This window comes from Enterocloster sp. 210928-DFI.2.20 (assembly GCF_020554465.1).
GTDB classification, from domain to species: domain Bacteria; phylum Bacillota; class Clostridia; order Lachnospirales; family Lachnospiraceae; genus Enterocloster; species Enterocloster bolteae.
This window is the reverse complement of the sequence record NZ_JAJCHK010000013.1, coordinates 137359-160076: the sequence shown is the minus strand read 5'-3', so window position 1 is coordinate 160076 and position 22718 is coordinate 137359. Positions and strand designations below refer to the sequence as shown.

Sequence of the window (22718 nt, the reverse complement as noted above, 5' to 3'; positions counted from 1 at the left end):
AAAAAGGAATCTGAAAGCCTTATATTTACTGGCTTAGAGATTCCGAGAGATTATTTAAACGGCAGGGAGGACAATGCATCTCTGGCTTTAGACGATGCCAGGGATCATGTGCTGGCCCACAGGGAAAAGCAGGTGGAATTGTACTGCTTCTACCAGTATCTGCGCCTGGAAATCAAGCCGTCTGTCCAGCAGAAGGAATCACTGGTCCGTTATATACGCAAGCTTTTATGGGAGGATGGGGAGATACGGCCTTACCTCTTTCTGATGCTGGTGAAGTTGGACGAAACAATGGCACAGAATCCACTGGAGCTGTACCGGTCCATGGCATCCCTGTTCAATCAGGGCTGCTGCAGCCCGTTCCTCTATGCATCAGCCTGCCGTCTGATGGAAGCCCATCCGGATTTGTTTGTGCGCCTGGGTGATTTTGAGATTCAGACTCTGTATCTGGGTGTACAGAAAGGAATCGTCAGCCGTGTAACCGCTCTGAAAGCGGCGGGACTTGCACTGGGGCTTAAGCACTACAGGAAGCTGGTGGAACGTTTATTCACAAAGCTGTATCAGACATATGAAGAGCAGGAGATTCTGGAGGCCGTATGCAGCCTGCTTATCAAGGGGGACTGCAAGGAAAAGGACGCATTTGCCTGGTATGAGAAAGCCCTGGAACAGGGAGTAAACCTGACCAGGCTATACGAGTATTTCCTCTATTCCCTGCCGGAGGATTACGGACACCTGCTGCCTAAGGAGGTGCTGCTGTATTTCTCCTATGATAAGGATTTGGACGGGCACAGCCGCCAGATGCTCTACCGGAACATATTGGAATACATGAACCCTTCTGCGGAGCTGTACCAGAACTACACCAGGCATATGGAGCAGTTTGCCATGGAACAGCTGTTCCAGTCCAGAATCAACCGTTCCCTGGCTGTTATTTATGAGCACATGATTTATAAGGATATGATAGACAGCCGGGTGGCCAGGGTTCTTCCGGGCATCCTTAAGTCCTGCCGTATCCGGTGCGGGGATTCCAGGATGAAGTATGTCATTGTCCGCTATGAGGAGCTGGAGGATGAGGAAGCATTTTTGCTGGAAGACCAGTCTGCTTATGTGCCTCTGTTTTCCGAGCGCAGCGTCCTCCTGTTCCAGGATGCCTACGGCAACCGGTATCTGGACGTGAAACACTGGAAGGTGTCTGTCATGGACCGTCCGGAGCTGCTGGCCCAGTGCTATGAGGTGTATCCGGACCATCCCATGCTCAAGCTTTCCGAATGCAGGGACATCGTGAACCGCGGGGTGGAGACAGACGAGGAGGCAGCGCTGTTGGAAGAGATCGTGACGCAGATGCATCTGAGCCCTGCCTTTGAGGGCAGGCTGATGCAGGCAGTGACGGATTATTACTGTCAGAAGGCGTCTGAGGATAAGGACGGCGACGGTGTATTCAACTGTGCTTATCTGGTACAGATTGATAAAAAGCCCATGGCTGTCAGGCAGAGGCAGCAGATATGCGAGACCCTAATCAGCCAGAATTATATGCGGGAAGCTTATAATATGATTCGGGATTACGGAAGCCAGTATATATCCACGCCGCGGCTGATGAAGCTGTGCACCAAGACCATACTGATGAACCTGTTTGACCAGGACGACCTGCTTCTGGGCCTGTCCCACCAGGTGTTCTGCCAGGGGTGCTATGACAGCGTGATCCTGGACTATCTGTGCGAGCATTTCAACGGAACCGTGTCCCAGATGTATGAGGTCCTGATTCAGGGCGTCAGGGAGCATGTGGAGACATATGATCTGGAGGAACGGCTGCTGGGGCAGATGCTGTTTACCGGCTGCTGCGACCAGATGGATTCCGTGTTTGAACTGTACATGAAACGAAAGACCACAAAGGAAATGGTGGTGAAGGCGTATTTTACCCAGAAGAGTGTCCAGTACTTCCTGGAAGAAAAGGATATGGACCAGAGGGTGTTTGAATATCTGAAGCAGGCAGTGGGCAATACCTTTGACAAGGACAGGATGCCCACCATCTACCTGCTGGCCCTGACCCGGTATTTTTCCACGCTGGACAAGGTGGATGGGGGGGATGCGGAACTGTTAAAGACCATGACCTCCCTGCTTTTGGAGGAAGGACTGGTATTTCCGTATACCAGAGAGCTGTCAAAGCATATTCCGGTGCCCGAGGACATCATGGATAAGGCCATGGTGGAATACCGGGGAAGGAAGGACGCCCACCCGGAGCTTCAGGTGAGAATTCTGCCCGAGGAAACAGGATTTCACAGCGAGGACATCCGCCGCGTTTACCAGGGGATTTTTGTGAAACAAAAGGTACTCTTTGAGGGAGAAATCATGGAGTACCGGATATATGACTATCTGGACGGACACCGCAGGCTTGCGGCAGAGGGACAGGTGGAGTGCGACCATAAGCTGGAGGGAAAGGAGAACAGCCGTTTTGCCTGCCTGAACGAGATGGGAGCAGCAATCAAAGACAGGGATGACAGCAGGCTTTTAAACGCGATGGAAGATTATCTCAAGAAGTCGGCGGCGCTTGGCAGGCTGTTTCCCATGGAGTAATGGAGGAACTGTCTATGGACGGTCTAGTGATTGGTCTGGATTTAAATGACGACTATACCCAGATATGCTGTTATGATAAAGAAAAGTCGTGGACCATTCCTACGGTCATCTGCCGGAGGAAGGAAGAGGAAGTCTGGCTCTCAGGGGAAGAAGCCTATGCGGCCACCCTGCTGGGAGAGGGAGTTATCGTGGATAAACTTCTTAAGATGGCGGCCAAGGATGGGACATCCACCATCGGAGGCATCTGCTACGGCGGAGGTACGCTGCTTAAGCTGTTCATAGAGAAGATGTTAGGATATCCCAGGAAGGAATTCGGTACAGATGAGGTGGCGCAGCTGGTCATCACCCTCCAGAGCGTGGACTGCAGGCTGCTTGACACCCTTATGTACTGTGCCGACTATCTGGAGATACCAAGGGACAGGGTCCATGTAATCAGCCATACCGAGGGTTTCATATACTATGTTCTGAGCCAGAAAAAAGAGCTGTGGACCAATCAGGTGGGGCTGTTTGAGCTGTCCGGCGAACGCCTGTGCTATTATGAAATGAAGGTGCAGAGGGGCATGCGGCGCAATATGGTCCAGGCAGAGGCCCAGAACCAGGAGGAGGCCTTTAATCTGGACATCCTGGATTCGCCTTCCGGCAGCCGGCTGGCAGATAAGATATTGACGGCCTGCGGTGAGAAGCTTTTAAACAGGAAGCTGTTTTCCACGGTGTTCCTGACCGGGAAGGGATTTGAGCGCCAGGACTGGGCCGGCGGATTTATGCGGTTAATCTGCAACCGGAGAAAGGTGTTTGTGGAGCCCTGTCTCTTTGCCAGGGGGGCAGCTTTCAAGGGGGCTGATTATACCCATCAGGAGACTTCCTATCCCTATGTATTTATCTGTGAGGGAAGGCTTAAGGCGGAGGTGTCCTTAAAGGTCATGCGCAGGGGAAGGGAGAACCAGCTGGTGGTGGCTTCCTACGGCGACAACTGGTATGAATCCAAAAGCTCCATGGATCTGATTGTGGACGGACAGAAGGAGATTGAGTTTATCATCAGTCCGCTGGACTCCAAGAAGAAAAAGCTGGTCAGGATTCCGCTGGCCGGATTTCCGGAACGCCCTCCAAAGACCACCAGGATAGAGCTTAAGGTGGCATTTACTGATGAAGGGACCATGACAATGTCTATCCGCGACAAGGGATTCGGGGAGCTGTTCCCATCCTCCGGCGCGGTGGTGAAACAAGAGGTGAATTTATGAGCCTGATACTTTGCAGGCAGGAACCTGTGAAACATCCGTATTATATTGATGTGCTGGGAATCCATATCCATTCCTCCCAGGAGCTGTGTTATATCGTATACAACCACCCGGTTCTGGTGATGGATGATTTTCTGGATGACCTGCTGGTTGATTTTATCCGTAAGGATTTGGACATGGATTATCTGGCAGGGCGGATGGAGAAGCTGGTGGAAACCGGCACCAGACCAGAGGAGGTTCTGGCCCTTTTCCTGTCGGAATGCGACTATTACAGCGACAAGGAAATACAGAAATTCAAGCAGACCACAGCAGCTCTGCGGGCCCTGCATCCGGCCCAGTATGAAAAGCAGAGGGCGGATTACATGTTTGGGCAGCAGCAGTATGGCAAAGCAGCGGCCAGGTACAGTAAAATTCTGGAATACCCCAGGGACAAGGTGGTGGAGGACCTGTTTCTGGCAAAGGTCTACAACAACCTGGGAGCCTGTTATGCCATGATGTTCCAGTTTCACAAGGCTCTGGGATGCTATGACAAGGCCTATGAGCTGGGAAAGGATGATGCGCTGTTAAAACGCATTTATTTTCTCACTGTCTTTGCGCCGGAGCTGGATGTGAAGGACAAGTACCAGTCCGTGTTTACGGATGAGCGCAAGAGAACGTGGAGCGGGGAGATGGACCTGGCCGCGCTGGAGGCAGGACAGGCAGAGGAAGTCAGGGCCCTCAGGGCATTATTTAAAAAGGATCCCATCAAACGGATGAGCGGCGCGGCTGAGATGGTGCGCAGGTGGAAGCAGGAGTACCGGATGATGGTCTGAGTATATATGGTGCGAAACGGTTTGGAGATTAAGAATACGATAATGACGGAGGTATTACATCATGGCGTTTGACATAGCAAAGGAACATCTGAGGAAGGCCGGTCTGGAGGATCGGATTTATGAGTTTGAGGTATCCAGCGCCACGGTGGAGCTGGCAGCCCAGGCAGTGGGGTGTGAGCCGGCCCGCATCGCCAAGACGTTATCTTTTATGGCGGACCAGAAGGCTGTGCTCATAGTGGCCGCAGGAGATGCCAAGGTGGACAACCATAAATATAAGGAGCAGTTTCATACAAAGGCCAAAATGATGTCGCCGGACGAGGTGACAGAGCTGGTGGGCCACAGTGTGGGAGGCGTGTGCCCCTTTGGAGTGAAGGAAGGGGTGGCGGTGTATCTGGACGAATCCCTTAAACGGTTCGATGTGGTGTACCCGGCCTGCGGCAGCGCCAGCAGCGCAGTAAAGCTTACGATACCTGAGCTGGAGACAGCTTCCGGGTATCTTGGGTGGATTGATGTCTGTAAAGGGTGGGGGGAAGATAGTATATAATTATAGTTTGATTGGAAAGCTGATTCTGGTTATCTGGAATCGGCTTTTTCTTTTATTTCATCCATGGTATACCAGGAGATGCTTCCGGCAATTGACTTTTTACCATTATATATTATAAAAAACCTGGTTTTGTAAAATAATAAAAAAAACGGAGGTATCAATGGATATGGCATATACGGTGGAGCAATTTCTGGATTTTCTGAAAGAAGAAGAAAAGTCTGATGCGACAATCAGTAAATACACCTACGAATTGCAGATGTTCCTACAATTTTTAGGAAAAAGGGAGATTGGAAAGGAGCTGATGATTCAGTACCGCACCTATCTCAGCAGTAGGTACCGCCCACAGACGGTCAACGGCAAGCTGTCGGCAGTGAACGCGTTTCTTAAGTTTACAGGGCTGTATGAGTACAGGGTAAAATTTCTGAAGGTCCAGAGAAGGGCCTATATTGATGAAACGCGGGAACTGACGCAGAAGGAGTATGAACGTCTTATGGAGACAGCCGGAAGGCAGGGAAAATATCAGCTCTACTATCTCATGATGACAATATGCAGCACGGGCATAAGGGTGAGCGAATTAAGGTATGTGACAGTGGAAGCTGTTATGAGAGGAAAGGCGGAAATCTTTATGAAGGGAAAGTACAGAATTGTAATTTTTCCAAAGAACCTGGCAGCCCAGCTGAAGGCTTTTGCCAGGAAGAACGGCATACGAAGCGGCAGCTTGTTCTGTACCAGGAGCGGACGACCTCTGGACAGAAGCAATATCTGCCATGCCATGAAAAAGCTTTGCGCAAAGGCAGGAGTAAAAAAGGATAAGGTATTTCCGCATAATTTCCGACACCTGTTTGCCAGGAGTTTTTATGCGGCGGAGAAGAATATGGCCCATCTGGCAGACATATTGGGACATTCTTCCATTGAAACCACGCGTATTTATGTGGCTGCCAGTATAAAAGAGCATGAAAGAATTCTTAATAAACTGAAAATTGGGGTAATCAACAAATTACCACAGAATAAACATTCTGTGGTATATAATTCGCTTGTATTTACTTGCAGGTCTAAAAACTCTATACAGTATATCTAAAAAAACAGTAATAGTCAATATACATATTCATGTTTTTCTTCAAAGCACATAAGCCGGAAACAAAAAACAGGGTTTTCCGGCGTCTTTGGGTATCCATATTTCGTTTTTCATTCAAGGTTACGGATTCAAAAAAGTAAATTTAATTTCATTTTATCAGATATTTACCACAGAATGTTTATTCTGTGGTATCAGGAAAACCGCTGTAATGAGGAATCGCGTGAGGCACAGGTGCAGGGAGGAATGGGACAAGTATCCGGATTGAAAACATAATAAGAGACGATAAAAAATCAATGAAGAATTGGACAGTAAATTATTATACAAAACTGGGGGGGGGGGGTGGAAACCTCCCTGTTTAGCATGCAGGAGAGGTGTGATTTTGGCAGACAAAGGAGGAACAAAAGGCTGGGTTGACATACATGCCCATATATTGCCGGGTGTAGATGACGGGGCCTCTGATTGGGAGGAAACCGGGGAAATGCTTTGCAAGGCGTATAAACAGGGAATTACCCGTATCATAGCCACGCCCCATTATGTATCAGGACAGGACACAAAAAGACTGAGGGAAATGATGAAAAGACTGAAAGAGACGGCATTTTCCATATCGGAAAATATGATGGTAAGTCTGGGACAGGAAGTACAGTACTTTGAGGAACTGCCGTCCTTCCTGGAACAGGGAAAGGTGCTGACTCTTGCCGGCAGCAGGTATGTGCTGGTGGAGTTCCTGCCGGGAGACGGATATATGCGGCTGTTCAGGGCGGTCCGCCGGCTGGTTCAGTCATCCTACCTGCCAGTCATCGCCCATGCGGAGCGGTATGACTGCCTTAAGGAGAAGGGCAGGACAAAAGAACTGGCCAGGTGCGGCGCATATCTGCAGATGAATGCCGGGAGCCTTGGAGGAGGACTTTTTGACAGACGGGCAGCCTGGTGCAGAAAGGAGATATTGAGGGGAAACATTCATTTTATAGCTACGGATATGCATGGGGTAGTGATACGTCCGCCTGAGCTGGAGGAGGCTGTCAGGTGGATGACGAGGCAGGATAGGAACGGACAGGACGCCGGGGGAATGGCCAAGCGGCTTCTCCGGCAAAACCAGGAGCATATACTGAGGGACTCTGTTTTGTAAATTGTCTGCCTGGAAATATAAATAAAGGAAATGTGAGAACGATGGAAAAGCGGTACAGAGAAGATGACATGGAGATAGACCTCCTGGAATTGTTGTTTGAATTTAAGAAAAGGGCATGGGTAATCATTCTGGCTGCAGTGTTGGGATGCCTGGGTGCGGGAGCTTACAGCCGACTGATATTGACTCCTGTTTATACATCTACAGCCATGGTATATGTCCTTTCCAAAGAGACTACCCTGACGTCGCTGGCAGATTTACAGATAGGAAGCCAGCTGACCAAGGATTACAGCGTCATGATTACCAGCAGGCCGGTGTTGGAGCAGGTCATAAAAAATCAGGGGCTGAATATGACATACGGACAGTTAAAAGCCAGGATACGCATATCGAATCCAGCGGATACCAGAATACTGAACATGACTGTATCAGATACAGATCCGGTGAGGGCCAAGGCCATTGCAGACGAGGTGGCCAATGCTTCCTCTGATTACATAGGGGATATCATGGAAATGGTACCGCCCAAAATTATTGAACAAGGAGTGGTGCCGGCAGCCCCGGCATCTCCCAGCATTAAGAAAAACGCGGCCCTGGGCGGGTTGGCATGTATTGCAGCTGCCTGCGGCGTCATAACCCTTAAGGTGATTATGAACGACACAATCCGCTCTGAGGAGGATGTGGGAAAATACCTGGGCATGAGCGTTCTGGCATCTGTCCCGGATGACGATGGTATGGCCAAAGAACAGCAGCGGAACCGGAGCAAGAGAAAGCTGGAACGTAAAAAACGCAAGACAGAGAAAAACAGAAGGGGGGAATAGGAGTGGACGAAATCTTACATCTGAAAAATACCGGCAGAAAGGATTATTTTTACGAGGAAGCCATCAAGACCCTGCGCACCAATATCCAGTTTTGCGGAAGCGGCCTTAAGACAATCATGTTTACCAGCTCCATGCCTGACGAGGGAAAAAGCGAGACGGCGTTTGCCCTGGCATCCTCCTTTGGAAACATAGGCAAGAAGGTACTGCTGGTGGATGCGGACATCCGCAAGTCCGTCATGGTCAAACGGTATGAAATCAAGGGGAATCCCAACGGCCTGTCCCAATATCTCAGCGGACAGAAAAGCCTGGAGGAGATATGCTATGAAACAGACATGGAGAACCTGGATATGGTTTTATCCGGTCCCTTTTCCCCCAATCCGGCTGAACTGCTGGAGGATGAACTGTTTAAGACAATGATTGAGAGCGTGAAGGAAATCTATGACTACATCATCATAGATACGCCTCCAATGGCGAATGTCATAGACGGAGCCATCATTGCCAGCCAATGCGACGGGGCGGTCATTGTCATTGAAAGCGGGGCAATCAGCTACCGTCTGGTCCAGAAAGTGAGAAGCCAGCTGGAAAAAAGCGGTTGCCGCATTCTGGGAGCCGTGCTGAACCGGGTGGGCGGCGGATATGAACACAGCTACTATGAGAAATATTACGGCAGGCGCGGCGGCAAGTATTATGGAAAATATGGCAGGCACTACGGCAGGTATGAGGAGGGAAAAGCGCCGCCTGTCAATGAAGTAAGCGGGGCGCGGATAAAGAATGACACAACAGCGCAATCACAGGATACATAGCGGTCATAGAACCAATACCGGTCGTATCACCCATGAGGACCGTAAAAGCGGCAGGTCTTATACCCGCAGGAGACGGATGCGGACGGCAGTGGCCCTGGTTTTCATTCTGACCGCACTGTTCCTTTATAGAACCGGTCAGTTGTATCTGGAAAGAAAGGCATTGTCCCGTGAAGCGCAGCAGTGGCACCGCGTGCAGGCAGGGAACACCCCGGCAGAACCGGACGGGGGAGTGGAATATCAGGGGAAGAGCTACCGGCGCAATACATATATAAAGGCCATCCTGTGCATGGGCATAGACAGGCCGGGAAGTCTGGAGGAGACCAGGACGGCAGGGTTTGGCGGACAGGCGGACGGCATATTCCTGGTGGCCCAGGATACGGCCAGGGACCGGATAAAGGTGCTTGTAATTCCCAGGGATACCATGACGGAAATCACATTGACGGATTTAAGCGGGAACGAACTGGGCAGCTCAATCCAGCATCTTACATTGGCATATGCATATGGCGATGGAAGGGAAAAGAGCTGCAGGTACATGACTGAGGCGGTGAGCCGTCTGCTGGGGGGGATGTCCATAGACGGATACATGGCAGTGAGCATGTCCGTCCTGCCTTTGGCCAATGATAAGGTGGGAGGCGTCACCGTTACCATAGAAGAGCCGGGACTGAAACAGGCAGATCCTGTTTTTGTCCAGGGACAGACCGTTACCCTGCGGGGAGAACAGGCAGAAAAATATGTGCGCTACAGGGATACGGGCAGGGCTCAAAGCGCCCTGGTACGAATGGAACGCCAGAAAACATATATCAAGGGATTCCTGGATGCAGCCAGGAACAAGTCAAGGCTGGACGACAGCCTTATTCCGGACCTGATGAAAGAAATAGAACCGTACATGGTAACGGACATGACAAAAGACCGGTATCTGGATATGGCCCTTGATTTTTTAGGAGGGAACCAGGATTTTACAGATGCAGATATGGTGACCCTGCCGGGAACAGCTGTGGAGACCGTTATTTACGACGAATATCATCCGAATCAGGAGGAAATCATGGAAATCGTGCTGGATTGGTTCTACAGGCCCCGTGAATAAGGACAGGAGTTAAAAGGGGCAGGAGATGGAATAACGAAAAACTGGTCATGAAGCAATTTCCTTTAGATGGAAAAGAAAGGTGGAAATTATGAAAAAAAGAAAAGCAATCATAACTCTGGCAATGGCCCTTACCGTGTCTCAGGCCACATGTATACTCGCAGCCAACAGCCCGGGGACAGGCCCGGTCATTGTGGGAGGCGGAAGCGACGGAAGCAGCCATGACATCGGGGAAAAGGTGGATCAAATAAAGGGTGGAGCATCGGCAGGTTCCACGGTTACCAGTTCCGGACAGGGAAACAATGCAGTGGGAATAGCGGTGGGACAGACCGCAGGGGAACATGCGGTGGAGACCAACAGCAGAGGTCAGGCAGTGATAGGTGATACTGCCCTGGAATTTGTACAGGGCGCCAACGCAGCAGTGGCAGGTCTGCCTGAGCCTGTGGTCAACACAATCAACAGCATAAACAGCGGGAAGCCCTTAAGCGAAGCAGTGCCCGGACTGGACCTGGCAGGTTATAACGCCCTGGTTGGAACCCATGCAATTATGACAAAGGATGCAGCCACCAACACAGAGAAGACAGGGCAGGTGGAGGTTCCTCTCTATGTGCCAAACCTGCTGGACGGCCTGGGTGACGTGGAAGTTCTGTTTTACAACAACATGACAGGAACATGGCAGCTCATCAAACCCACCAGGGTGGATGCAGGGTCCAAGATGCTGTGGTTTAATGCGCCGGGTTCCGGTACGCTGTCTGTTGTATATAAAAAGTAGGGGACGGATGAACGTCCGGTTAAGATACAGCGAAAGCGCTGATAACAGGGAAGAGTGTGAATGTGAAAAACGCAGAAACCGTAAAAAACAGGGATAGAATCATATTGGATAAATACCTTCCCCGCAGTAAGCGGGTGAGGATGTGCCTGCTCTGGGCCTATGACATGGCGGCAGTATGGATCTGCGCCTGTCTGGCTCTGGGGCTTAGGTTTGATTTGGATTTTAACAGCATACCAGCATCGTATGTACATGCCTTATGGAAATACGGGCTGCTGCAGATGGCGGTGGTTACCCTTTTATTTTATGGTGGCCGCCTGTACGCCATCATGTGGGGCTCTGCCGGAACCCGGGAGATGCTGGAGGTGGTTCTGATCTGCATCATTGCCGCTCTGGCCCAGCCCGCAGGTATATTGATATCCGGGCAGCGGATGCCCAGAAGCTATTATCTTTTGTGGTTTATCCTGATGACAGGGGCAGCCATATGCGGCCGTATCAGCTTTCAGGTACTTCAGAGGACTGTGAACAGAATGAACCGCGCCTGGGAAAAAGACACCACGCCTCAGGTAATGGTGGTAGGCGCAGGCCAGGCAGGGACCCTCATTATCCGGGAAATGAAGGCCAGCCAGAAAATCCATGGATTCCCGGCGTGTATCGTGGATGACGACAGGGACAAGCAGGGACGGTTCATCGACGGCGTGGTGGTTGCCGGTACAAGGGACGACATACCGGAGCTTGTGAGGAAAAAGGGTATTGACGCCATATATGTGGCGCTGCCCTCAGCGCCGGTGGATGATATTAAAGACATTCTGGGCATATGCCAGAAAACAGGATGTCAGGTTAAGTATCTGCCCGGTGTCTATCAGCTGATGAATGGCGAGGTAAATATATCCAGGCTTAAAGAGGTGGAGATAGAGGACCTGTTGGGAAGGGAAGCCGTACAGGTCAATCTGAACGAAATCATGGGCTATGTAAGGGATAAGGTGGTCCTTGTCACGGGAGGGGGAGGTTCCATAGGAAGCGAGCTGTGCAGGCAACTGGCAGGCCATGGGGTCAGGCAGCTCATCATATTTGACATGTATGAAAACAATGCCTATGAAATCCAGCAGGAGCTGAAACGTAATGTTCCGGATCTGAATCTGGTGGTGCTAATCGGATCCGTCCGCAACACCAACCGCTTAGATTACCTGTTTCGCACATACAGGCCGGATATTGTATACCACGCAGCGGCCCACAAGCATGTGCCCCTGATGGAGGACAGCCCCAACGAAGCCATCAAGAACAATGTGCTGGGCACCTATAAGACCGCCAGGGCAGCCATGCAGTACGGCACCGGGCGTTTCATCCTGATATCCACGGATAAGGCGGTGAATCCCGCCAACATCATGGGGGCCAGCAAGCGCCTCTGCGAGATGGTCATACAGATGTGCAACCAAAAGAGCGGCACTGAGTTTGTGGCGGTCCGCTTTGGAAATGTGCTGGGCAGCAATGGAAGCGTGATTCCCCTGTTTAAGAAACAGATAGAAAACGGGGGGCCTGTAACCGTGACCCACAGGGATATCATACGGTATTTCATGACCATACCCGAGGCGGTAAGCCTGGTGCTGCAGGCCGGCGCCTATGCCATGGGAGGGGAAATATTTGTGCTGAACATGGGAAAACCGGTGCGAATCCTGGACATGGCCGAGAATCTGATCCGGCTGTCCGGTTATGAACCCTACAGGGATATCGACATCCAATTTACAGGGCTGAGGCCGGGAGAAAAGCTTTACGAGGAGCTTCTCATGGATGAAGAGGGACTTCAGAGGACCGGAAATGAAAGGATATTTATTGGGAAGCCCATTGAAATGGATTACCATCGGTTTGAGAGGGGACTGGGACGGCTGGATGAAGCCGCATGGCTGGAAAAGGATAATATACGGGAGCTGGTTCATGAGCTGGTGCCGGAGTACCATTATAGGGCAAAAGAGGATGCCGGTGAGGCAATGACAGACCAGGACGAGGTTTTGGCACAGGCTGCCGCCGGAATGGAGCCTGGGTATGGAGAAGGAACCGGGCTGGAGCCCGGATATGATACAAAGGCCGGAGCGGGGTCTCCGGTAAAGAGCAGGATGGCGCTTCATAATGCAATGGCAGTATACAGTAAGAAACAGGAAATAACTATGACAAAAAAGGAAAATACCAGGATTTAGTTTCCTGAAACACATCACGCAAAGGAGGGTGCCGGTGTGCCGGAAAAGCCCAAAGTATATATACAGACATTTTATGGTTTTGACGTATTTGTTAACGGCCGCGTAATCTATTTTCCAAGCAAAAAATCCAAGGAACTTCTGGCTATCCTTATCAATCAAAGAGGAGGAAGTGTGTCTCTGGCGCAGGTGGTACATATTTTATATGAAAACCTTAAGGAGAGCACAGCCAAGAGAAATATCAGAGTGGTTTATCACCGGCTGCGAAAGACGCTGGAGGAATATGGATGTGAAGAAATGCTGATACATAAAAGAGGTATATTTTCCATTCATACAGAATGGTTTGAATGTGATTTATATGAGTTCGTGAAGGGAAATGAAACCTATATGACAGCCTATACAGGAACATATATGGCGGAATACCCCTGGGCCTCGGCCACCATACCATATCTGGATAAGATTTATGCCAGGATGAATGATAACGATAAAACCCGTAGGGAAATTTACAGCGAGGAATGGATTGGATGAAGATCAAGACACGGATGCAGATAAAGAAAACATTGATGCAGATGGTTACATGCACATCAGCGGTCCTGGTCATATCCGCCATGCCCGTATATGGGGCGGACGGATGGCAGCAGGATACTGCGCAGCAATGGTTTTATATGGAGCATGATAAGAAGGTGGTAAACCGGTGGGTTACCTGGGCGGACGGCACTCCACGGTATCTGGGAGGCAACGGTCTGATTGTCACCAACAACTGGGTGAATGCAGGGGGAGATCGTTACCGCGTAAAGGAGGACGGTTCCCGCTATGAAAATGAATGGTTCAGCGTCACATCCAATCCAAGCCTGCCTTCAGGAAAGCCTTCCACGGCCTGGTATTATGCCGGGGCTGACGGGAAAATCCTGGTAAACGGCTGGCATGAGCTGGAAGGAAGGTATTATTACTTCTATCCGGGAGGCAATTCACCCAGAACGTCTTTTTTTACGGCAGAGGATAAACGATATTACGTGGATGCGGAGGGCGTCAGACCGGAGCCCGGCTGGTTTTCCACTGAGAACGTGGACAGCAAGGGGAATCCCTATGTGAACTGGTATTACGTCCAGCCGGATGGTTCCCTTTTGACGGACGGCTGGCATGAGCTGGACGGCATAACCTACTATTTTGACAAAAACGGCAATTCTCCCAGGAAGCGCTGGGTCAACCTGGAGGACAACCGTTACTATGTGGACGACACAGGTGAGCTTATGAAGGGCTGGTTTTCCATCACCGGAACATCCTCCAACGGCCAGGAATACACCAATTGGTACTATGGTGATTCAAACGGCGTGCTGTGGCGGGGAGGCTGGGGAGCCATTGATGGAAAATGGTATTACTTTGATCCAAACGGCCTGAATTACAGGAAGCGCTGGTACATAGACAATGTCAAAGGGAAACGGTATTACCTGGATGAAGACGGCGTGCTTCAGGATAAAGGCTGGTTCAAGATTGAGAATGTCAACAGCGTTACCAAGGCAGTGACAGAGAGCTGGTACTATGCCGGGGAAGACGGGGCGGTGTTAAAGGGCGGATATAAGACAATCGGGGATGGGGCAGCAGAGAATACGGCAGCAATGGAAAGGACTTATTATTTCGATGCAAACGGGCTGAACTACCGGAAACGCTGGATAACGGATAATAACGGTGACAAGCGTTATATGGGCGATGACGGAGCCATGAAGAAAAAGGAATGGTTTGTCATCAGCGGCCTGGACTCCAGGAATGCGGATTATAATAACTGGTACTATGCAGAGAGCGACGGAAAGGTCATCGTGGACAAGTGGCATAAGATAGACGGGAAGTACTACTGCTTTAACGCCTCCGGCGTTATGCGCAAGGGCTGGCTTACAGAGACTCCGGAGGATGACGACAAGGAGAGCTCTTATTACTACTGTGCGGAGGACGGCGCCAGAGCAGCGGGATGGCAATGGCTGGAGATACCGGAAACCTGGATGGATAATACCGATGTGGCGGATTATGTCCAGGAACACGGACAGTATGCTTACTTTTATTTCAGTACGACTTCGGGCAAGAAGAAGCGTTCCGGCAGCGGTAAGCAGGAAAAGGATGTGGACGGCATTACCTATTGTTTTGACAGCTACGGCATCATGTATCCTGGCTGGGTGAAGATGAGCAGTACTGTGCCTGAAATCAAGGGATACCGCTATTTTTACCAGCCGGAGACAGAAAAGGACAAGAAGTATATTCCCGGAGAAAAGGTGGAAAGCGCCTGGCTGAAGTTGGAGGGACCTCCGGATGCCAGCGGCTCAGGGCAGAAGGAGTGGTATTACTTCGATAATACAGGAAAACCGGTATGCGGTGGCGAGGACAGCTATGAGATAAAGAAAATCGGTGACGGGTATTACATTTTCGATATGTTCGGCGCGGCCCAGTACGGCCTGGTTGAGGTAAAGGGCGACTTTTATTACTGCGGCGCAGAGGATGGGGACAGGAAATGCGCGGTGGGTAAAGCCATGGTGGATGACGGCGTCAGCGCCACCCGTTCACAATATTATTTTGATATCAAAGGCAAGGGCATCACGGGTATCAAGGACGGTTATGCATACTACAAGGGGAAGATGCAAAAGGCGGATAAGGCTGCCCGCTATGAGGTGTTCGACATTCCGGGGGAAGGAAAATGCCTGGTAAATGCCGCCGGGAAAGTGATGAAGAATACAAAGGTGACTGACGGCAATGGCCAGAAATGGGAGACCGGGGCCGGCGGTAGTATTAAGGTTTACGGGTCGGATGAGGTTGCGGAGCTGGAGGTGCCGGAGGCTACGGTGTCGTATTAGGGCGGAATCTTGTTTGTATTGAGAGAACTGTAACCTGGGTTGACTTGAACCTACGTCTGAAATTAGCAAATTGTGAACACAGGCTTATATACAGAGAAGGTCAAGTGAATTGAAAATACCAAGAAGATGTAGTTGATATTCTCAAAGTTTGGGAAGGCAGCCTTGTTAAGTCAGAGGAAAACCGTCATCTTGGTTATTCGTTAACCAGACCAATTCAGAGAAAACAAATAAGAGGAAGTTAACTAAGCCTGCACTGAAAAAAATTCGGATAGGCATGTTGTCATTTAGATAGTTTGAAAATGATAAATAGACGTGATAGGCTGGAACAGTCAAGAAATTAATCTCATCAAGATAACTTGTAACTGTTCCTATGGGTTCAATAGGCAGATTATCATATTTAATGAGAGAATAGTATCTTGATATGATTTTAATAGATCTCCTAAAATCCTATAGGAATATGGCAAGCCCGTATCAGAGAGTAATTTTGGTGCGGGTTTTTGTCATGTTCAAATATAACATGTCAATCAAGGAAAGCCTTGATTTTACAAGGAGATAAGTATGTTTATTAATGAAAACAATTTTTTTAAGCCAATTTCAAAGCATCAGTATTTGAGTTCTCCAACCATGCACAGAGAAGAATTGGAATATATGAGGGAAGCATATGAAACCAACTGGATGTCCACAGTTGGTGCCAATATCAATGAAGTGGAAAAGCAGATGGCTGAGATCATTGGATGCAAATATGCAGTGGCACTGTCCGCCGGAACGGCTGCACTTCACCTCGCGATGAAAGTAGCAGGAGTAAAGCAGGGAGATAAAGTTTTTTGTTCGGACATGACTTTTGATGCAACAGTCAATCCGGTTGTGTACGAAGGCGGTATTCCTATATTCATTGATACGGAATATGATACATGGAATATGGACCCAGTGGCACTGGAAAAGGCTTTCGAAATATATCCGGATGTAAAGATTGTTGTGGTTGCCCATTTATACGGTACACCGGGGAAAATTGATGAAATAAAGGCTGTTTGTGATAAGCATGGTGCGGTCATTGTTGAGGATGCAGCAGAGTCTCTTGGTGCGACCTATAAAGGAAAACAAACAGGAAACTTTGGAAAAGTGGGAATATGCAGTTTCAACGGAAATAAAATCATTACTGGATCAGCAGGCGGAGTGCTCCTGACAGATAGCAAGGAAGAAGCCGAGAAAGTCAGAAAATGGAGTACGCAGAGTAGGGAAAACGCGCCGTGGTATCAGCATGAGGAGCTTGGCTACAATTACCGGATGAGCAATGTCATTGCCGGTGTAGTACGTGGTCAGATTCCGTATCTGAGTGAACATATTGCTCAAAAGAAAGCAATTTATGAAAGATACAGAGCTGGATTTAAGGGGCTGCCGGTGCAGATGAATCCCATTGAGTATGAAAACAGTGAGCCGAACTATTGGCTGTCCTGCTTGATTATCGACCCGGATGCTATGTGCAAGCAGGTGAGGGGAGAGGGAGAAGCTCTATATATTCCAAAACATGGAAAGAGCTGTCCGACAGAAATCCTTGATACACTTGCAATACATAACGCAGAAGGGCGTCCAATCTGGAAGCCGATGCATATGCAGCCAATTTACCGGATGAATGGATTTGTCACAAGAGAGGGTAATGGAAGGGCAAAGACAAATTCGTATATCGCTGGTGATGCTATAGGCAGGGATGGAATGCCATTAGATGTCGGTATGGATATTTTCCATAGAGGTTTATGCCTGCCGAGTGACAATAAGATGAAACCAGAACAGCAGGATGTTGTGATTGAGATTATAAGAGCTTGCTTTGAATAGATTGAATGAGGTGAGGGATTATTTGTGGGAAATGTACTAGAGAACGAAGTGAAACCAATACACAAGATGGGAATCTATGAGAAATATATAAAACGCCCATTAGATTTTATTCTTTCGTTATGTGCAATTCTTGTGTTGTCACCAGTGTTGTTGCTTGTTGCTATTCTGGTGAAAATCAAATTGGGTTCACCGGTAATATTCAAACAGGAGCGTCCGGGTCTGTATGGCAAGATATTTAATATGTACAAATTTCGGACGATGACCGATGAAAAAGATGAAAACGGAAACCTGCTATCGGATGAAAAACGCCTTACTGGTTTTGGAAAGATGCTGCGTAGTACAAGTTTAGATGAACTGCCAGAATTGTTTTGTATCCTTAATGGCTGTATGAGTTGTGTAGGACCCAGACCATTACTTATGAAATATCTCCCAAGGTATAACCAAAGACAACTTAGACGGCATGAGGTTAAGCCAGGTCTAACCGGGTATGCACAGGCATACGGCAGAAACAGTCTGACTTGGGAAGAAAAGTTTGAGAAAGATGTCTACTACGTGGAGCACATGAGCCTCTGGCTTGATGTGAAGATTCTGTTCAAAACGGTTGCGGTGGTCTTGAAACGAGAGGGCATTAATAGCGAAACTTCCGCTACAATGGAAGAATTTATGGGAGTGCCTGAAGAGGAAACAGTTGGATGAATACATTGGTAATTCTCGGTGCTAGCGGTCATGGGAAAGTGATTGCTGACATCGGTCTGAAAAACGAATACGAGAACATACTCTTTCTGGATGATAATGCCACAGGCAAATGTCTTGGTTTCCCAATTGTAGGCACATCCGAAGATTTAGAAAGACTGAATGATGGCAAGACCGATTTCGTGATTGCTGTTGGCAACAATGCAATCCGCAGACGAATTGCAGAGAGCCACGATGTCAATTGGGTGAAGCTGATTCATCCATCGGCACAGATTGCATTGGGAGTTCAGATTAGTAAAGGAACCGTCGTTATGGCTGGCGCGATCGTTAATGCCGAAGTAACAATTGGCGAGCATTGCATTGTTAATTCTGGTGCAATTGTGGAGCATGACAATGTGCTGGGAGATTTCGTCCATATATCTCCCAATGCTGCACTTGGAGGCACTGTTCATGTAGGCGATAATACCCATATCGGCATTGGCGCTGTGGTGAAGAATAATATAGATATTTGTAGTAATTGTACGATAGGAGCAGGAACAGTGGTAGTTGAGAATTTGTTTATTGAAGGTACATATGTAGGTACCCCTGCAAAAATCATCGCGTAGGGAGGGGGCAAAATGCAGTAGCGTTTGCCTCCATGCTGTGTTCTCTGAAAGGAGGATTGCGGCATGAACATTTTAATGTGCAGTGTTGGTCGCCGAGGAGAGTTGATCAAGGATTTCAAGCAGTCCGTTGAAGTCGGATCGAAAATCATTTCGACGGACAATAGCCCTATGCACTGGCGGCGTCTTTGGCAGATAAGGCATACCTGGTGCCACGGATTGACGCACCGGAGTACATCGAAACGCTGCTGGGCATCTGCAAAAAGAGCAGATTCAGTTGGTTGCCACCTTTATTGACCCGGAAAGTGAGATCCTCTCCAAGCATCGGGCGGAGTTTGCGGCCATCGGCGTGGAGCTGCTGGTTTCTTATGAGGAGACGGCGCACCTCTGCTTTGATAAGTTTGAGATGTAACAAGCACCTGAAATCCCGTGGTATTCCCACCGTGGAGACTTGGGGTGATTTGTAAGATGGACGATATTTTGAAATTCATATTGGGAGCATTGCGATGAGAAGAATACTATTTTTAACATTATTGGGTTTTACGAATCTTGAAAACCGTGGAATATATCCAGACCTTCTAAGAGAGTTTGTCAGAAGGGGAGATATTGTTTATGTTGTGTCTCCGATTGAACGAAAGAATAATAAGAAGACACATATTGTAAAAGAGGATTCCTGGGAAATTCTAAAAGTTAGGACAGGAAATATTCAGCAAACCAACCTTATTGAAAAGGGTATTGCTACAGTCTTACTAGGGCAGCAGTTCATAAATGCTATAAAAAAATACTATTCCAACACAAAATTTGATTTAGTCCTGTATTCTACTCCGCCAGTGACATTAGCCAGAGTTGTTGCGTATATCAAGAAAAGGGACAAAGCTTTGAGTTATCTCATGCTCAAGGATATCTTTCCCCAGAATTCCATTGATTTGGGGATCTTAAAGAAAACTGGACTTAAGGGCGTGATTTATAAGTATTTCAGCCTGAAAGAACAAAAACTCTACAAGCTCTCAGATGTGATTGGCTGTACATCAGAAGCAAATATACGATATGTGAAAGAACATAACGAGTTGGATAAAAAGAAAATCATTGAGTTTTGTCCCAACTGTTCTGATTGGTATGATTTATCGCTGCCTGATAATGGAAAGAAAGAGGTGCGCAATAAATATGGGTTACCTGTAGATAAGAAAATTTTTGTCTATGGCGGAAACCTTGGAAGACCACAGGATGTGCCTTTTATCGTGAAGTGTCTTGAAGCGTGTAAGGATATGAAAAATGTCTACTTCCTAGTCGTAGGAAGCGGTACGGAGAAGCATTATCTCGATGAGTATGTCGAAAAAGAAAGCTGCTCCCATGTTAGAGTGATGGGGCAATTGCCAAAACAGGAATATGATTCAATGATTGCCTGCTGTGATTGTGGCATTATTTTCTTGGACTACAGATTTACAGTTCCGAATACACCGTCTCGATTATTAGCATACATACAGGCGGGGATTCCGGTGCTGACCTGTACTGATCCGGCAACAGATGTTGGAGATATCGTTGAAGATAATGGTTTTGGATGGCAATGCACCAGTGACAAGATAGAAAATTTTGTGCGACTGGTGGAGCATATTGCTAACTTAGATATTGATCCAAGAATGAAAGAAAACGGACTTAAATATTTAGAAGAGAATTATACGCCGAAAGTAGGATATAAAGCTATTGTGAAGCATTTAAACAAATAAGAGGAGGAACTAAATATGTCCTTATTCAAAGATAAAACCTTAATGATTACCGGTGGCACCGGTTCCTTTGGAAACGCAGTGTTGAACCGCTTTCTCAAAACAGATATCGGTGAAATTCGTATTTTCTCCCGTGACGAGAAAAAACAAGATGATATGCGTCATGAGTTTCAGACAAAAATGCCGGAAGTTGCAGATAAAATCAGCTTTTATATTGGTGATGTCCGAGATATACAATCTATTAAAAGTGCTATGCACGGCGTAGACTACATATTTCATGCAGCGGCACTAAAGCAAGTTCCATCCTGTGAATTTTTCCCGATTGAAGCGGTTAAGACAAATGTTCTTGGAACAGAAAATGTGTTGACTGCGGCAATTGACGATGGTGTAGAAACTGTTATCTGCCTGTCAACGGACAAGGCTGCTTATCCGGTCAACGCAATGGGTACTTCCAAGGCCATGATGGAAAAAGTCATTGTGGCGAAGAGCCGCACGATAAGCAAAACAAAAATCTGCTGCACCCGATATGGAAATGTTATGTGTAGCCGTGGCAGCGTCATCCCACTTTGGATCGAGCAGATTCGTAAGGGGAACGCTATTACATTAACAGATCCTGGCATGACTCGTTTTATTATGTCTCTGGATGATGCGGTTTCTTTGGTCCTTTTTGCATTTGAACACGGAGAAAGAGGAGATATTTTGGTGCAGAAAGCTTCGGCTTGTACGATTGGGGTTCAGGCAGAGGCAGTGTGCGATTTGTTTGGCGGCAAAAAAGAAGATATTAAAATTATCGGTATCCGACATGGCGAAAAAATGTATGAGACACTCCTGACCAATGAGGAATGCGCACATGCTATTGATATGGGGAATTTCTACCGAGTTCCGTGTGACAAGCGTGGCTTGAACTATGATAAGTATTTTATTCACGGAGATACAGAGCGGAATACATTAACGGAATTTAATTCAAATAATACGGATCTTCTTTCTGTGGAGCAGGTAAAAGAAAAACTGCTAGAGTTGGCATATATCAGAGAGGAACTGCAAAAAGGTAGCGAGCTGTAGAGTGATAGTGCACTGTGAGTGAAGATAAATAATAGAGAAAAGTGAGACCAAAAAAACACTATGCAGCAGAGGGAGAGCAAATATTTATGAGATTTTTAATACTTGGCAGCAATGGTATGGCAGGAAATACAATTGCTGTCTATTTGAAAGAAACTGGACACGAAGTATTAGGATATGCAAGGGAGAAATCTTTATATTTTGATAGTGTCATTGGTGATGCATATAATACGGTTCAGTTAAAAGAAGTTATAGATTCAGGAAATTTTGATAGTATCATCAACTGTGTCGGACTTTTAAATCAATTCGCAGAAAATAACAAACCTGGTGCAGTATTTTTGAATTCTTACCTGCCGCACTATTTGGCGGGAATAACAGAGGGAACATCGATACAGGTAGTTCATATGAGTACAGACTGTGTATTTTCTGGAGAAAAGGGAAATTATTTAGAGTCTGATTTTCCAGATGGAAAAACCTTTTATGATCGGACAAAGGCGCTTGGTGAGTTGAATGATGACAAGAATATTACACTTCGTAATTCAATTGTAGGTCCGGATATTAAGGCAAGCGGTATTGGATTATTGAGCTGGTTTATGAAGCAAAGTGGCACCATCAATGGATTCACAAAAGCAATGTGGACAGGACAGACAACTGTTCAACTGGCAAAAACAATGGAGTATGTAGCGAAAGAACGCATGGGCGGCTTATATAATGCGGTTCCTCATAACTCTATCAGTAAATACGAATTGTTGAAACTGTTCAATAAATACTTGAGGGATAATTCTGTAACAATCAATCCGGTAGAGGGCATAGTTGCAGACAAGTCCCTTGTTCCGTCCAAGCTGGGGGACGATTTTGAGATACCCAATTATGAACAGATGGTTGCGGAAATGGCATTATGGATGAGAGCACATAAAGAGATGTATCCGCACTATGAATTGTGAGAGACATATGATGAGAGAGGA

Annotated in this window: 20 protein-coding genes; all 20 read left to right on the top strand. The window is 47.8% G+C overall.

Annotated features, from left to right (window positions below):
- Positions 1–2565: DUF5717 family protein (locus LI015_RS13885; protein ID WP_227125392.1), on the top strand; the 2565-nt coding region annotated here is incomplete at its 5' end.
- Positions 2566–2579: 14 nt separating this feature from the next.
- A complete protein-coding gene (locus LI015_RS13880) occupies positions 2580–3803 on the top strand; it encodes a DUF5716 family protein (protein ID WP_002567317.1) in 1224 nt (407 codons plus the stop codon).
- Positions 3800–4612 carry a tetratricopeptide repeat protein gene (locus LI015_RS13875; RefSeq protein WP_002567318.1) on the top strand — a complete coding sequence of 271 codons (813 nt, stop codon included), beginning with the start codon at positions 3800–3802 and terminating at the stop codon, positions 4610–4612. Before LI015_RS13880 ends, LI015_RS13875 begins: the two co-directional genes overlap by 4 nt.
- A gap of 61 nt (positions 4613–4673) precedes the next feature.
- Complete coding sequence (locus LI015_RS13870; protein ID WP_227125390.1) at positions 4674–5156, top strand: YbaK/EbsC family protein; 483 nt, start codon at positions 4674–4676, stop codon at positions 5154–5156.
- A 160-nt stretch (positions 5157–5316) separates the two neighbouring features.
- A complete protein-coding gene (locus LI015_RS13865; protein ID WP_002567320.1) occupies positions 5317–6234 on the top strand; it encodes a tyrosine-type recombinase/integrase in 918 nt (305 codons plus the stop codon).
- A 373-nt stretch (positions 6235–6607) separates the two neighbouring features.
- Positions 6608–7357, top strand: a complete 750-nt coding sequence (locus LI015_RS13860) for a CpsB/CapC family capsule biosynthesis tyrosine phosphatase (RefSeq protein WP_128132326.1) — start codon at positions 6608–6610, stop codon at positions 7355–7357.
- Between the two features lie 41 nt (positions 7358–7398).
- Positions 7399–8169, top strand: a complete 771-nt coding sequence (locus tag LI015_RS13855; protein ID WP_002567322.1) for a YveK family protein — start codon at positions 7399–7401, stop codon at positions 8167–8169.
- A 2-nt stretch (positions 8170–8171) separates the two neighbouring features.
- Positions 8172–8972: a polysaccharide biosynthesis tyrosine autokinase gene (locus LI015_RS13850; RefSeq protein WP_002567323.1), complete on the top strand. Its 801-nt coding sequence runs from the start codon at positions 8172–8174 to the stop codon at positions 8970–8972.
- A gap of 76 nt (positions 8973–9048) precedes the next feature.
- Entirely contained in the window at positions 9049–10056 is a 1008-nt protein-coding gene (locus LI015_RS13845) for an LCP family protein (protein ID WP_002567324.1), read from the top strand.
- Between the two features lie 88 nt (positions 10057–10144).
- Entirely contained in the window at positions 10145–10825 is a 681-nt protein-coding gene (locus LI015_RS13840) for a hypothetical protein (RefSeq protein ID WP_002567325.1), read from the top strand.
- A 56-nt stretch (positions 10826–10881) separates the two neighbouring features.
- Positions 10882–13014: a polysaccharide biosynthesis protein gene (locus LI015_RS13835; protein ID WP_227125386.1), complete on the top strand. Its 2133-nt coding sequence runs from the start codon at positions 10882–10884 to the stop codon at positions 13012–13014.
- 36 nt (positions 13015–13050) lie between these two features.
- Positions 13051–13539 carry an AfsR/SARP family transcriptional regulator gene (locus LI015_RS13830; RefSeq protein WP_117625761.1) on the top strand — a complete coding sequence of 163 codons (489 nt, stop codon included), beginning with the start codon at positions 13051–13053 and terminating at the stop codon, positions 13537–13539.
- Complete coding sequence (locus LI015_RS13825; RefSeq protein ID WP_227125384.1) at positions 13536–15848, top strand: hypothetical protein; 2313 nt, start codon at positions 13536–13538, stop codon at positions 15846–15848. Before LI015_RS13830 ends, LI015_RS13825 begins: the two co-directional genes overlap by 4 nt.
- Before the next feature lie 558 nt (positions 15849–16406).
- Positions 16407–17678 carry a DegT/DnrJ/EryC1/StrS family aminotransferase gene (locus LI015_RS13820; protein ID WP_227125382.1) on the top strand — a complete coding sequence of 424 codons (1272 nt, stop codon included), beginning with the start codon at positions 16407–16409 and terminating at the stop codon, positions 17676–17678.
- A gap of 24 nt (positions 17679–17702) precedes the next feature.
- The gene (locus LI015_RS13815; RefSeq protein ID WP_054354193.1) at positions 17703–18374 is read left to right on the top strand and encodes a sugar transferase; all 672 of its coding nucleotides are present in this window, start codon (positions 17703–17705) and stop codon (positions 18372–18374) included.
- Complete coding sequence (locus LI015_RS13810) at positions 18371–18976, top strand: acetyltransferase (protein ID WP_002567331.1); 606 nt, start codon at positions 18371–18373, stop codon at positions 18974–18976. Before LI015_RS13815 ends, LI015_RS13810 begins: the two co-directional genes overlap by 4 nt.
- A gap of 274 nt (positions 18977–19250) precedes the next feature.
- Complete coding sequence (locus tag LI015_RS28245) at positions 19251–19385, top strand: hypothetical protein (protein WP_264468409.1); 135 nt, start codon at positions 19251–19253, stop codon at positions 19383–19385.
- A 94-nt stretch (positions 19386–19479) separates the two neighbouring features.
- Positions 19480–20697, top strand: a complete 1218-nt coding sequence (locus LI015_RS13805; protein WP_227125380.1) for a glycosyltransferase family 4 protein — start codon at positions 19480–19482, stop codon at positions 20695–20697.
- Positions 20698–20712: 15 nt separating this feature from the next.
- Positions 20713–21756, top strand: a complete 1044-nt coding sequence (locus tag LI015_RS13800) for a polysaccharide biosynthesis protein (RefSeq protein ID WP_002567333.1) — start codon at positions 20713–20715, stop codon at positions 21754–21756.
- An 86-nt stretch (positions 21757–21842) separates the two neighbouring features.
- Positions 21843–22697: an SDR family oxidoreductase gene (locus LI015_RS13795; protein ID WP_002567334.1), complete on the top strand. Its 855-nt coding sequence runs from the start codon at positions 21843–21845 to the stop codon at positions 22695–22697.
- Positions 22698–22718 lie beyond the last annotated feature (21 nt).